11 protein-coding genes and 5 pseudogenes are annotated in these 12,611 nt (G+C 58.8%); 5 read left to right on the forward strand and 11 right to left on the reverse strand.

What is annotated here, in order from left to right; genetic code table 11:
• Positions 1–74 precede the first annotated feature (74 nt).
• A pseudogene (locus tag ACRQ5Q_RS08720) lies at positions 75–348 on the forward strand (DUF736 domain-containing protein).
• A 601-nt stretch (positions 349–949) separates the two neighbouring features.
• Entirely contained in the window at positions 950–4,018 is a 3,069-nt protein-coding gene (locus tag ACRQ5Q_RS08725; protein WP_439397130.1) for a Ulp1 family isopeptidase, read from the forward strand.
• A 258-nt stretch (positions 4,019–4,276) separates the two neighbouring features.
• Here the strand turns inward: ACRQ5Q_RS08725 and ACRQ5Q_RS08730 are convergent.
• The 4 pseudogenes from ACRQ5Q_RS08730 to ACRQ5Q_RS08745 all read right to left on the reverse strand — a co-directional run.
• Positions 4,277–5,016: pseudogene (locus ACRQ5Q_RS08730) on the reverse strand (IS5 family transposase).
• A gap of 65 nt (positions 5,017–5,081) precedes the next feature.
• Positions 5,082–5,300, reverse strand: a pseudogene (locus ACRQ5Q_RS08735) (IS3 family transposase); the annotation flags it as partial.
• Positions 5,301–5,309: 9 nt separating this feature from the next.
• A pseudogene (locus ACRQ5Q_RS08740) lies at positions 5,310–5,456 on the reverse strand (transposase); the annotation flags it as partial.
• Between the two features lie 514 nt (positions 5,457–5,970).
• A pseudogene (locus tag ACRQ5Q_RS08745) lies at positions 5,971–6,864 on the reverse strand (ISNCY family transposase); the annotation flags it as partial.
• Between the two features lie 201 nt (positions 6,865–7,065).
• Between ACRQ5Q_RS08745 and ACRQ5Q_RS08750 the strand changes: the two are divergent.
• Entirely contained in the window at positions 7,066–7,290 is a 225-nt protein-coding gene (locus tag ACRQ5Q_RS08750; protein ID WP_439397131.1) for a WGR domain-containing protein, read from the forward strand.
• A 74-nt stretch (positions 7,291–7,364) separates the two neighbouring features.
• Positions 7,365–7,511, forward strand: coding sequence for a hypothetical protein (locus tag ACRQ5Q_RS08755; RefSeq protein WP_439397133.1), 147 nt, complete (start codon positions 7,365–7,367; stop codon positions 7,509–7,511).
• 1,008 nt (positions 7,512–8,519) lie between these two features.
• Here the strand turns inward: ACRQ5Q_RS08755 and ACRQ5Q_RS08760 are convergent.
• The 3 genes from ACRQ5Q_RS08760 to ACRQ5Q_RS08770 are packed head-to-tail and all read right to left on the reverse strand — an operon-like array spanning position 8,520 to position 10,317.
• The gene (locus ACRQ5Q_RS08760) at positions 8,520–9,524 is read right to left on the reverse strand and encodes a ThiF family adenylyltransferase (protein ID WP_439397135.1); all 1,005 of its coding nucleotides are present in this window, start codon (positions 9,522–9,524) and stop codon (positions 8,520–8,522) included.
• Complete coding sequence (locus ACRQ5Q_RS08765) at positions 9,521–9,907, reverse strand: E2/UBC family protein (RefSeq protein ID WP_439397137.1); 387 nt, start codon at positions 9,905–9,907, stop codon at positions 9,521–9,523. Before ACRQ5Q_RS08765 ends, ACRQ5Q_RS08760 begins: the two co-directional genes overlap by 4 nt.
• 11 nt (positions 9,908–9,918) lie before the next feature.
• Complete coding sequence (locus ACRQ5Q_RS08770) at positions 9,919–10,317, reverse strand: multiubiquitin domain-containing protein (protein ID WP_439397139.1); 399 nt, start codon at positions 10,315–10,317, stop codon at positions 9,919–9,921.
• 83 nt (positions 10,318–10,400) lie between these two features.
• Here ACRQ5Q_RS08770 and ACRQ5Q_RS08775 point away from each other — a divergent pair, with 83 nt between their 5' ends.
• The gene (locus tag ACRQ5Q_RS08775; protein ID WP_439397140.1) at positions 10,401–10,622 is read left to right on the forward strand and encodes a DUF6290 family protein; all 222 of its coding nucleotides are present in this window, start codon (positions 10,401–10,403) and stop codon (positions 10,620–10,622) included.
• Between the two features lie 4 nt (positions 10,623–10,626).
• Here the strand turns inward: ACRQ5Q_RS08775 and ACRQ5Q_RS08780 are convergent, their stop codons facing one another.
• From ACRQ5Q_RS08780 to ACRQ5Q_RS08795, 4 genes are all read right to left on the reverse strand, one after another.
• Entirely contained in the window at positions 10,627–11,205 is a 579-nt protein-coding gene (locus ACRQ5Q_RS08780) for a Fic/DOC family protein (RefSeq protein WP_439397142.1), read from the reverse strand.
• A gap of 5 nt (positions 11,206–11,210) precedes the next feature.
• Positions 11,211–11,465, reverse strand: a complete 255-nt coding sequence (locus tag ACRQ5Q_RS08785; RefSeq protein ID WP_439397144.1) for a hypothetical protein — start codon at positions 11,463–11,465, stop codon at positions 11,211–11,213.
• A 104-nt stretch (positions 11,466–11,569) separates the two neighbouring features.
• Complete coding sequence (locus ACRQ5Q_RS08790) at positions 11,570–11,959, reverse strand: hypothetical protein (RefSeq protein ID WP_439397145.1); 390 nt, start codon at positions 11,957–11,959, stop codon at positions 11,570–11,572.
• 325 nt (positions 11,960–12,284) lie between these two features.
• On the reverse strand, positions 12,285–12,428 hold the full coding sequence (locus ACRQ5Q_RS08795) for a hypothetical protein (protein WP_439397147.1): 144 nt from the start codon (positions 12,426–12,428) through the stop codon (positions 12,285–12,287).
• Between the last annotated feature and the right edge of the window lie 183 nt (positions 12,429–12,611).

Below are 12,611 nucleotides of genomic sequence, written 5' to 3' on the forward strand. Positions count from 1 at the left end.
ATTGCGAAGCATACTCTGATGCTTGATTTCAAAAGGACGGTTGACGGCTGACCTAAAACGAGTTCAACGGCGAGATCGTGACCTTCTTGCTCCAGGCTAGGAACGTCTGGATCATCCCCGAAACCAGCCGCTCGGGCGAGAACAGCCCCAGCCGCCGAATCTACTGTGGCAGAGCGGAGATCGGTGCCGGCTGGCCCCAACCGCTCCAACGAGGGCCCCGATTATCTGAGCCTCAAGGTTGACGATCCGAGCTTCACCGCTCCGATCTGCGCCAACCTCTTCGACGATGAAGAAGATGAGGGCTTCAGCCTAATCTGGTCCCGTCCCAACCGTCGGAACGGCGACTGATCCGACGAGCTGCGATGAGTTGGCGCAGGCTGGAAGGCGATGAAAGCCGAGCAGCTTACCGCGATAGCTAGGGGCTTGATGCCAACGTAGCGTCAGGTTGCAGAGTCTGACAGGGCTCAACTATCTCAGGTGTGTCAGAGTATGTCACTATGCAGGCATGAAGGGGTTGGTTGTAGCGAACGGGAGGGGCATTGCGCCGAAGAACTGAGCCCAAGTAGAGCTTGGCAAGTATCGCAGCCCGGACGGGGTTCAACAGTAGCTGGGACTATCGATTGCGACCGCGATGTAACGCACGCGATCTTGCGCGGAAGGAGGGCGGTAGCTTTGTGGCTTTCGGATCGTTTGACGGCTTCGGTGTTTCTCAATCTGCCTTGAGATTTGGCAAGCGGTTACCTGTTGGATACGGAGGCTGTGGCGTAAGCAGCCAAGGTGGCAAATGCGAGTAATGCGGGAGCTCTCATCACGTGGTGAGATAATAGTATCATCCCTTCGATTTGGCGATTTTTGCCTCCGGCTTCTTGAGCCCGCAGCCCAATGGTCACTGCACCGGCGTGTGCCTCTGGGGCTGCTATGAAAACTGATCTCAACTAAGGAGAGCGGCATGGACCCGAGCTATCACGATCCGAACTATTGGATGCGCTGGTACGCAGAGCAGCAGGAACTGCAGCGTGCGGGAGAAGAGATCGAGCTTGAGCCAGCATATCAAGCCGGCTTTGAGCAGCAATTGGGTGAGCTGCAGCTCCACTCTCACGAGGTGAGCTCGCCTGAGGGAAGTTCTTCCGAAAGTTCGGCGGGCGGGTCGCACGGAGACATTGAGCGCACAGACATCGGTGGTTCGATGAGAATACCGCCAAGATCCGATTTCCGGGACAAATCGATCAGCAGCACGCGTTGCAGCACTGATGTTTCGCACGCTCATCTTGGCTCGGCCGCAGATGATTACCGCACTGACTTACGACGGAGACCATTCAGCAGCACGCGCTACACGGCGCCCTCGGAAGTACAATCTCCGCTCCAGACGAGGGACAACAAGTCACGTGGGCTGTTCTCCCGGGTCAAATCAAGACTGGGTGAAGTCTTTGGAGTAAGCCGCCGTGAGAGGTGGCCGAGCAGGCCAGCGCCTGTTGACTTCCGCTCGGAGCTTCGCATGGACTTCGCAAAGCGCAGTCGGCCGTCTGAAGCAGACCTGGAGCTGATTGAGGAGTTCAAGACGGCGTTGGTCAGCGCGAACCGTCCGACGAAGACTATCAAGAACCATGAGACAGCTCTCCGATGGTTCAGCGAGTTCCTCCAATCCAAGGGCGTCATTTTGAAGGACCTGCTTGGCAATCCCGATCTGCTGGCGGCTTATAAAGCTGAATTTACGAAGCAGGCGAGCGCCAACAGCAGTAGCCGCGTGGGCGGAGCGTTGGATGCACTTCAGCATTTCCACGCTAGAAATTCCCTTTCAGCCCCCGATTGGGTGGGTAGGCAATATGAACCGATGTATCCTTCGGACGAGCTAATGATCGGCCAATTCGTGAAGAATGTCCAAGACTACAGAATTGAGCCCGATGGTACCAGAGGACGCGGGACCGGAAAGGTCCCCACGCGCACAATTACGTCCAATGTGCAGCCGCTTACCACGTTTGCTCAGTGGCTGCGAGCGCACAATAAGGGTCCACTGGCTGATTACGCGTTCAACGAACCAAGCCGGCTCGCCGCCATGGTCGACGAGTATGTCAATGCTGGCGGTGATGAGGATGACAAGCTCAGTGTGGCACTGTCTCATCTACGCAGGATCGGGGCGAACGAGCTCGAAGCTGTCGGTGCCGGGCCTCGCCTGATGGGCCGTGAAACATTGGGGGCTTATCAGCAGGACAGAACCGCCATCGATGGCTTTTTGACGCACGCTATGTCCAGCTTTGCATCCAAGGTCGCTTCCCAAATGGCTACCAACCTACGCGGTTTTAGCGACTGGCTTCAAAGGGAGGGAAAGCTGGGTATCATGGATCGAATTGACGGCGACGTTGAGCAGCAGTCTTCATTGAACGCAGATTATGCGGCCTTCCGCAAAGCCACAAAGCGGACAGCGCCACTCAATTCGTTTCGAGAATACCTCGGTCTCGAGCCCCAATTCAGGTTCCGTCCTCACGACGACGACGCCAGCCTCATCCAGGGCTTTGCCGACGAAATGTTGAGAAACCCAGATTCCAAGAGAACAAGCCTTACAAAGGTTGCTACGGCGCAACGCGGGTTGAGTCATTGGCTCCGTCAACAGGGTAAGGAAAGTATCGCTAGCCGAATCAACGGCAATGAAGAGCAGCAACGCTCACTGGCCGCAGACCTCCAGGCCTTTATCGAAGCCAAAGGGAAAGATGCTGCTTTTCGTCTGCGCCTGAACAAGCTCAAGCAGTATGCGCAGGTCGTTGATGCAAACAGGATGCTCGGTGTGAACCTCCCGCAGCAGAGAGCTGATTCGGACTCAATCTCTACCTGGATGCGAAATTTGCCTACGCCGCCATCCGAAAGTGAGTGGCCGCCCTTGCTGACAGGCCTGGTTGGCGAGGCGGGGTTGCAGGAACCGGCTAGCTCGACCTCAACCTGGGTTCGAGATCTGCAAGTGCCGTCCTACTTCGATTTTCCGACGCCGGAAGGCGCGCCAGCCCGGTCCTCAGAGATTTACCGAGGTCTTGCTTCTTTCGCTGATCTGCCCTCTACACCCCAGGAAATGCGTGACGACGCCCAGTCAAATCCTGTGCACAGCCTAGCCGGCGGACCGCCGTTCTTCATCGGGCCGTCAGGCGTGCCGCAGGAGCTGGAGGATATCGGACACCTCGTCGGCGAGGATTGGCAGCATGGCTCACAGCCGGTGTCGGATTATCTGCTCGATGTGCTGGACAATAAGATGCTGTTGCCGAGTTCGCGAATGGCTCGCCAGCCGGTCGCCATCAACGGTGAGACCTATTCCATCACGTTGGGGCCGCGAGGACGCCGCGACGCTCAGCTGATTCATCACCCCCGCTCATCCTTCGTTCCCGGGACCACCGCCTCGACCGAGAGTGGCTCTGACGACTGCGATGGGCGGGTGCTCGGGGCCAGGCAATGGCTCGGTGACCAGCACATCCTTCGCGACTACGAGCTCCTGTCGCAGGAGTTGCGGCAAAGCAACCCAAATCTCGCCGCTCGGACCCGGTTGGTGGATCCCCTGGTGGCTTTTCAGGTGGGCCACTTTCCAGACGCGGACGCCCTAACTGCATTCCATCGCCTGGTTAACGATCGGAATGGAAACGACACAGCCGACTTCCTGTTCTTGCCGGTGAACGATACTAGTGCCGAAGAAATGCGGCAGGCTCTGGAGGCCGCTTTCAGACGCCGCGTGCGCCCCCTCGGCAGGCATTGGTCGCTGCTGTTCGTTGACCGTCGCGACCGGCACAGGCCGATTGCTTATCATTACGACTCCGCTCAGGGGCACAATGCCGGACCTGCGGCCATTCTCGCAGCGCGAGTAGGGGCCGATCTGCAAGATGCCCCCATTAGCCAGCAGAGGAACGGCTACGATTGCGGTATCTTTTTGGTAGATGGGACGCGGGCGCTGGTACGACGGCTCGCGGGAAGGCGGCAGGCAGATCTGGGCCTCGGCAACCTCGTAATCGATCGGCAGGCACTTCAAAACCGACTAAGTGGCTGATGTCAGCTTCAATTGAATAGGTCGGTTTATTGAAGTGCAACTTCTGCCCACGGAACTCTGCACCGGCACGTTCGCAGCCGATGATGGAGTCTCACCGGGAGTGGGGTCTGAGCTAGGGCTGCTTTGCAGATAGCGAAGCAGCCCGGCCGGCACTCATCCGGCGTTCCGGCCCTCATCGAGCTCTCCGGGTATGATCGCCCTAGCTAACCGATTCCCAGCTGCGCGCCAGGTGGCTAGGGTGAGAACTAGGGCTCGGACTCAATTGATCCAATAGGCAACGATGGCGGCGAGAAGTTCCTGGCTAGTTTGTCGTAGCGAGTTGCGACACGCCTGAAATCCTTGAGGCGGCAGAAACAGCGCTCGATAACGTTGCGCCCCTTGTAGGCGCGTTTGCTGAAGCTGTGGAGAGTGACCCTGTTGGATTTGTTTGGAATGACGGGCTTGGCACCACGATCGACGATTTCGGCTCGAAAGCCGTCGCCGTCGTACCCTTTGTCGCCAATGAGGGCAGACATGGGTGGCGCGAGTTCCAAAAGGGCTGGCGCTGCGGCAATATCAGCGTCCTGGCCTGGAGTGAGATGAAATGCGCAAGGTCTGCAGTCAGGGTCGCTCAGCGCGTGGATTTTCGTGGTCCGCCCGCCGCGCGAGCGGCCGATCGCTTGTTCATGCTCCCCCCTTTTCCGCCGCTCGCCGAGCGATGCGCTTTGATCGTGGTGGAGTCGATGGACAAAGTCACGCCGTCTTTGCCGCAGCGGGCGAGCGCTTCAAAGATCGCCCGCCAATGTCCGGGCCCAGCGATTGAAACGATTGTAGATCGTCGTGTACGGACCATAGTCGGGCGGGCAATCGCGCCAGCGTGCGCCGCACTGAAGCATGTGAATGATACCGCTGATGACGCGTCGATCGTCATCGCGCACCGGTCCGGTCTGGTTCGTTGGCAGATGCGGCTCTATCAGAGCCCATTGCTTGTCGTTGAGCCAGAACAGTCCTTTGCGCATCGAAGTCCCCCGCGTGGAATCAACCCGCTGCGAGGGAATCACAGTTCGCTAATTAGGTACAGACCCTAGATGTTAGTCCCCGCATTTGAGCTGCTGCCGGTTTGATGGACACCCGATTGAGCTAATCCCACCTTGCGCTCGAACTCAACCGGGCTGAGATAGCCGACGGTCGAATGCCTGCGGGTCGTGTTGTAAAATCTCTCGATGTAGTCGAACACATCGGCTCTCGCCTCGTCTCTGGTCGTGTAGGTTTTGCTCTCCGTCCGTTCGGTCTTGAGCGACGACTGCACCAGGTCGGAGCCGAACTCCATTACCCATTTGCGCAGAACGTTCTCATGAACATCCAGGTCGCGGCCGGCTTGCGCCACTGACACCCCACGCTCCCTGACCAGCTTGACCCCCTCGATCTTGAACTCGCGACTGAACTTCCGTCTCTTCATCGCTCACCTCCGGCTTCATAACCTATCTAATCTCGGTGTCGATGAAGCCGGCAGCAGCTCAGTATCCTGGTCAGCGCTTGATGCGCGGAACGTTCTATTCGCTCCAGGCCGTCGACCGCAGCGAGGGTCTCGCGATAGTGCCGTATCGCTTCGATGGTCCTGTCTTCGAGGCCGCTATTGTCGCTCATATGGCGAGACAATCAGGATGAGAGCGCGTATTGCCGCATCTAGCGATGTTCCCGATAGACCTGTTGTTGCCTCATCTAGTTTGCTCCCTACCCAGGGGAGCGAAGGAAGGCGGTCGCACTACTGGTGGGCATTTCGAGCGCGCCGATGTCGCGCTCGGTCCTCGACCGAGCGCTTGCAGAGCCAACAGACCGGTGATCGGGCGTGGTCAAGGCCGCCAGCCGCCGAAGGCGGTGGCGCAACGCGCCAGCCTTGAGCACGGTCGATCACCGGTCTACTTCACGCCGTCGTTGCTTCATCCAGCAGCGGCGGGCTTTCCGGTGATGGATCAGTCACGTCGGTTTGTGCTGCGTTTTCCGCCGGAGCTAAACAACAGTGCGCTTGCTTGCCCCCTGCGTCACGATTGAGACGACGTTGAAGAGTTCGGAGTACTTTGCTTGGGTAGACCCCGGGGGATTCTGCCTGAAGTTTGCAAAGGAGTTTCGCTCCCGGTTCCCCACGGCTCGGCCTCGAACCATTCGCGCAGTTGTGGTGTAGCCTTGACGAGCGGATCAGGGCGTCGTCGCTCACGCTTCGGCTTCGCAATTGGTCTGTCGGTCGGGCGGACCGCTCCTTCTTTCCACGCGACTCGCAAGCTCGATAAAAACTGTTCGATCGTTGGCGCCGCAGGTGGATGGCTTGCTGGGGCGGCGTCCGTGAGACTGGCTAACTTCTCCTGCACGGCTCGGATATCGCGCAAGGCGACGGGATCCAACCGGGCATACATTTCATTGACGCGGGAGCGGACGGCATCAGGTGTTCTTGCTTCGGCGACCAGCCGCTGATGTGGGGTCGCGGGGCACACGCGCTCCGTCGCGCTCGTTTCGTATTAATTTGAACGATGGCTGGAAAAAGTTCACGAACAAGCGGGCCGAACGATAAAGCTGCGCCAGCAAAACAGCCGCTTCGAGCCCCTCGAATCAACGGTAGCCGACCATCCGGCGGACCACCGCGCCGTTGTTCTGCTCGACAAAGATCGTTCTTGCGATAGGGGCGACAGCGCGTGAAAGACGATGTCAACCTGCTCGCAATATTCTTTCAACGTCTCATCATGAACACAGTGTCGTTGTCGGTGTCCAGACCCAGGAGCGCAAATGGTAGCTGTTTACGAAGATCGGTCAGAACCGTGATCAACAACCTGTTCGCGCACCAGAAGTGGCGCGCATTCCGTCCAGCCGGTCGCTGCGTATTCCGCGGATGGTGCCAAGGCCAGCGGTCGCAAATTCGGACCCAAATTCAGCCTTGGCCAGGAGCAGATCGCACACGCGCAGAGGCTACAGGACGAAGAGAAAGGTCTGCGGGAGATAGGCAGGAGTCTCGGCTGCCACGCTTCGACAGTGTGCCGTGCATCGCAAACCCGACAACAAAAGGAGGAGGAAACCGCATGACCGCCATCATGCTCACCCGCATAGACAATCGCCGCAACATGGCGCGGTTCTACAAGCTCGCCATTCAGCCTACCCTGTTTGGTGAGTGCTCCCTTGTGCGAGAATGGGGGCGCATCGGCCGCGCCGGCACAGTTCGGATTGATACGTACTCATCCCGAGGCCTGGCCGATATGGCCATGATTTCGAAATGGGCGCAGAAGCGAAAGCGGGGCTATCTGTAGCCAACGGAGGAGCTTTGCCGCATAGTCTGTTCGCTCATAGTGAGCATGGTGCCTCGCAATCACCTGGAGGCATCATGAAAAACATGAGCGCGTTCCTGCAACTTGTATGGCGAAGGCTCGCACTGACGTTCAGCCTGACCTTCAAGGTGCAGGAAATAGGAAAGGCCCCGATTGCAGTCGGGGCCCCTTCCAATCACCTAAACATGCTCATGGAGCGCTAGCTATATAGGTCGGTCAACCAAAGATTTCAAGTGCGCTTCTGAACACGTCTTATTTCATACGGTTAGCGCATGCCACTCCAATTGTGTAATCGCATTTGCGGTTACACGATTGAGCGCCAGCACTGCATTCATGCAGTCTGAGTCTTGCGGCGGTGGCGGCCCTGGCTTTTTGCCGCCATCTATATCGTCGTGGTAATGTAATCGCATGCAAACGGCTGTTATCAGAGGCCGGGGTATCACTGGACCAGTGAGGCGGCCGACCTGCTCGTGAGGTTTATCGGATGTGGTACGACGAACTGCCGGGGAGATCGTGGACGAGCCTGTGGTCAGGCTATGTGGTGTGCGGAGGGGACTGTCCGGGTATTCGTGGGGTTAGTTCACCTTGCCCGGCGTGCGGTGCTGGCCCATTCGATACTTCACCACAGACAGTAATCATAGATGGTCGCGAGATCATTGTCCCGGTAGCCTTCGCAGGCGCGGCAGGCCGCTATGAGGACTACGTCTATTTGCAGATGCTGCAACGGGAGTGGGAGCGCCCAGCCGCTGAGTTTGAAGGTTTGTCGCATTTCCCCGACGCGGATCGCCCGGCCGCCCGTGCGGCCCTAGTGCTCCTCTTTTGGAGCTACTTTGAAACACGCATTGAACGACTTCACCGGGCAACCATGCGCAAGCTTCCGCAGCGCGTCTTAGACGACGCGCTTCGGCGCTATTCTGGAATAGGGCCTCGTCTGTACGAACTGTACAAGATATTCTTTGGAACCAATTATTTCGATGATCTTCGCGCACACGGCTTTGCCGGCGTCGCCGATCTATTGAACGACATCCACCAACGCAGAAACGAGTTCAGTCACGGAAAGCCGCAGGCGATTAACGATGCGACGGTGAAAGCCCTCGTTGAGAACCTAAAGGAGGAACATGAGGCGTGGATCGCAGTGTACAATTACATCAATCTGCGATTCGGCAGCATTGGCCTGCCTTTTGGCTTCCACCACCGCACGAGTGCTAGCGTCATAGGCACGATAAGCAAAGAATGCGCTGAGAAATGCCGCCCAGCAACACACCGCAATCGATCACGGGTATCGCGAGGAAGGTTGAAAATCGGGAAAGAACCAGGCGGCCCGCGTTATCGTCGGTGCAGCCGAAGACCACGTCGCAGGGGATCAGCTCACGCGCCGTCTTCTCGAGCGTCACCATCGCGGTGACAGCGTTGCAGGAGAGGTCTGGCGCAATGGCCATCAGGTGGCCTTTCAGGATCGAGGCCTTGGGTTCGCCAACCACGCCAGGTGTCGAGCCGTAGACGCGCGTGACGTTGCTCTCGGTCAGTGTGTCGGCATCGATCAGGGTCAGATGGCGAACGCCGAGACGCACCAGCTGCTCGGCGACAGCCGACCCGGTGCCCCCACAACCAACAATGCCCACCCGCAAGGCGCCAAGCGTCTGCTGGATATCAGGGCCGAATGCACGGACACTCCGATCAAAGATCGCGGGGATCTGCGGCGCGGCCGAATTGAACGAATTGACGAGCTGCCAGTTGTCGCCAACGCGCCAGAGCCGGTCGATCGGGGCTTTGCCGCCGTCGCCGAAGTTCACTTCGCCGGTAAAGGTAATGCCATCGTCGCGTGGCGACACGATCAGCGTGACGTACAGTTCTGCACCCGAACGCAGCCGGAAGAGGTCGGAGATATCCTGATCGACCTTGCGGTCGGCCATGCTCGGGGTCGGGTGACCGACCGTGCCGGGATGGGTGTGAAACCAAATCGGGATGGCACCGATGCGCTCGGCTTCAGCGAGCGCAGGAACGTAGCCCTGCGACGCGATTGCAAGGTGATCTCCCTCGCGCGCGAGATAGGCATCTTGCGGTACCCAACGCATGCCGCGCCCAAGCAGCCGGATATCGCCATTCGGTGCATGAGCGATCCCGGCAAGCAGCACGCCTGCGGTCTCCACCGACAGTCTGGCGGTCTGTTCGATTTCCTGGAACAGCGGTTCGGTAAGGACGAGTGTAACGATCATGATCCCCCCGGCGCCGCTTTCAGCAGCTCGTTCCTGATCAGGGCAAAGTAGCTTTGAAGCGAGTCGATGCCCGAGCGCCATTGGCCCGCCGTAAAATGCCGGGACCAGCGCTGCCATTGGCGCCCGAGATGGCCCTCCTGGGCTTGCGTGGCCGGGATTTCGACACCGTCCTTGCGGCGGACGGGCGGATGGAACCACCACATATCCGGCGGCACATCGGGATAACCGGGGGCCAGGCGAATGAGGAGATCGCTGGCCTCCCGGTCAAACTCTGGAGGCAGGGCGTAGTTAGGCACAACCACGCAGATGACGCCGCCTTCGCTGGTCACCTGGTGGCCCGTCGCCTTGGCGTTAAGGTATTCGATGTCGTGTGAAGGCAGCACTGCGGTTGTCCTTAGATTGAGCCCGGATTGATTTGGGCCGGCGCCGAGAAGAAGCGCAGCCCGTCGCGCATCTTCACTTCCTGGTTGTCGGCGATCTTCTCGTCCGAGCCACCCGGCACGACCTCGAACAGATCGCGGTCAGGACCGATCGGCGGGTTGGGCAGAGCCCGCAGCTGAGCGCCGGTCCGGAAGTGCTCCTTCACCTTGAACTCGGTGCGGTCGATTTTGATCTCGTACGGGTGCTGGCGCTCCTCAAACTCCTCAAGTTCCTCGCGTTCGCGGTTCTCGAACTCCTCCAGCTCCTTCAGCTGCTTTTCCTCGAACTCACGCAGCTCACGAAGCTGGCGCTCCTTAAAAGCCTCCAGCTCCTTGGCGCGGTCTTCCCGTCCGGGTTCTTCATGCTCAGCCATCTCGGCACCTCCATTCATTGATACCAAGATACCACATAACCAGGGTGCTTGACAAGGCCGGTGTTAAGGTGCAGATTTCTCGCATGAAAACCACAAAAGCAATGACCATTCGCCTCACCGACGAGCAGGCGGAAGCGCTCGAAACCGTCGCGTCGGTCGAGCAGCGTGCCGTTTCGGACGTGATTCGTGCGGCTATCAGCGAGCACATCGAGAGCCGGCGTAAAGACCCTGCCTTTCAGGAGGACCTGAAAGCCCGGCTGGCGCGCGCGCGTCGTCTGTTGGCCCGGCAGGCCGGCAGCGAATAGTCGATCATCCCAGCAATCCTTCCAGTTCGGCTCTTAATGGGCCGGTATCGCCGTGGAAGCTCGCGATCATGGCGGGCATGAAGGTCTTGCGGTCGACGCGCTTAAACTCGAACGGATGACCGGCGCGTTGCCCGATGAGGTGCATGAAGGACAGCTGAGATCGACCGTTGCCCTCCCGGAACGGATGGATGACGTTGAGGGTCGTAAGGAAGTCTGTGGCTTCTTCCAGAAAATCGTCCACTTGCGATTCAGGTCGGAACGCCGGCAGCGCAAGCTTCTTGAACAACTGGTTCATCGAAGAGGCGATATGGTCAGGGTAGGCGAATGGGTTTCTACCCTTGAAAGTCCAAACAGTCCGGTACTTTCCAGCCCAGGTGTAGACGTCCTGGAACAGATGATGGTGGATGCTTCTGTAGTGTGCTGGCGTAAAGCGGCCCGCCGGTAATGGCTCTAGCGATCTCAGCGTCGACATTTCGAGCTCGAAATCGTCCAGGGTCTTCGCATCCCTGAGGCCGGCTCGGTTCTTGAGGACGAAGGTGCCTTTATAGCAGTAGGGATCGTCAAAAACGTCGTAACGACCCAACGGCGTTAGCGACCTTTAGGCTGGACGTACGCCCTCAACACCTCAGCCCTCTTTTGGGCCGGCGTCAGATTCTTTTTGTTGAGGGCTGACAAGCGCTCCCTAGAAGCTTTGCCGAGCTTCAACCCTTCCACGGCCGAAATAGCCGCAAAAGTTTTGTCTCCCAGAATGCGGGAGGAGGAGTTGATGCTGGAGCCCTTGCGCTTATCGGTCATGATCGAACCATAACACGGATTCTCAAGAGTGGCGAACTCGAACTTCATATACATTACCGAGCGTTATCGTGACCTTACTTATATGGGCTGAAACGCTTGCGAGCCAAGGGAGGGAAGTGGCTGCCGGAAACAGATTAACGGCACGGGTGTCCTTAGTCTCTCTGGGTGGCCACGGGTCGAGCTGTGCCGGCAGGCCCATCCTCGTAAAATCGCATTCGCGGCTTTGCGGGTCTTTTTTCGGCTCCGAATTGCTGTATCCTCGCGTATTCGTCCACGACGACGAACACGCGCCCTTCCTTCCAGCTGCGCCAGTTTTTTTCGAGCATAATAGTTTCACGCTGAGCCATCAGCTCGTCCAGCTCTTCGAAGGCGGCCGGCACGTCCTCGATCGCGTTGCAAATCGTGACCTTGGCATGCCCGCCATAGCGTGGCGCGAACTCGAATTTCTTGAGGTCAACCAGCACCAGGCGCTCCACGGTCTCGGCCTTCAACAGTTGGCTCACCAGGCCGTGAAGCCAGACCGTCTTGCCGGCGCCGGTCATTCCTCCAATGAGAACATGCTGAAACTTCCCGGTGCCAGCCTGATGTCCTTGTCGGTCTCAACATCGATGCCGATGATGTGTCCACTGCGCCGGGCTCGTCCGCGAGCCAATCCGTGACGACCTCGTGCAGGAGCGGCGGCTGATGTCCCACCGGTTGTAGCGGCATCGACAGCATGACCTGCGGGCCGGCATAATCCGGGCCACGCGTGGCTGACGCCAAATCGACCAGCACCGGGCCCAGTATCGGATTAGACCGCAGGTCGATGCTGGACGCGCTGCTGAGCTGCGTCAGCACGGTCGCGGGCAGGCCGGTCAGCTGACTTGGTCAGCTGATTTCGCTGACGTCCAGGCGACGGAGCCTGGCTGGAAGGTTGGGCAGACTGGTCAGCTGGTTATTGCTGGCGGAGAACTCCTCGATCGTTGCCGGAAGGGCGGGCAGATCGGTCAGCTGGTTGCCATCGACCGTCAAGCTGCGGAGCCTGGATGGCAGCACTGCCGGCAGGCAGCCAAGGATTGGCCGGAATGGTTGCCGCGGGAAGCTCATCCCGTGGGCATCCACCAGATGCGCGACAGTTTTTCGCTTGGCTGAGCGAGGCGACGTAGCGGTCGGTGAAACGGGGCATCGGATTCCGGCTCTCGGCGTGCTGTTTCC

Source organism: Bradyrhizobium sp. PMVTL-01, from assembly GCF_051861855.1.
Taxonomy (GTDB): Bacteria; Pseudomonadota; Alphaproteobacteria; order Rhizobiales; family Xanthobacteraceae; genus Bradyrhizobium.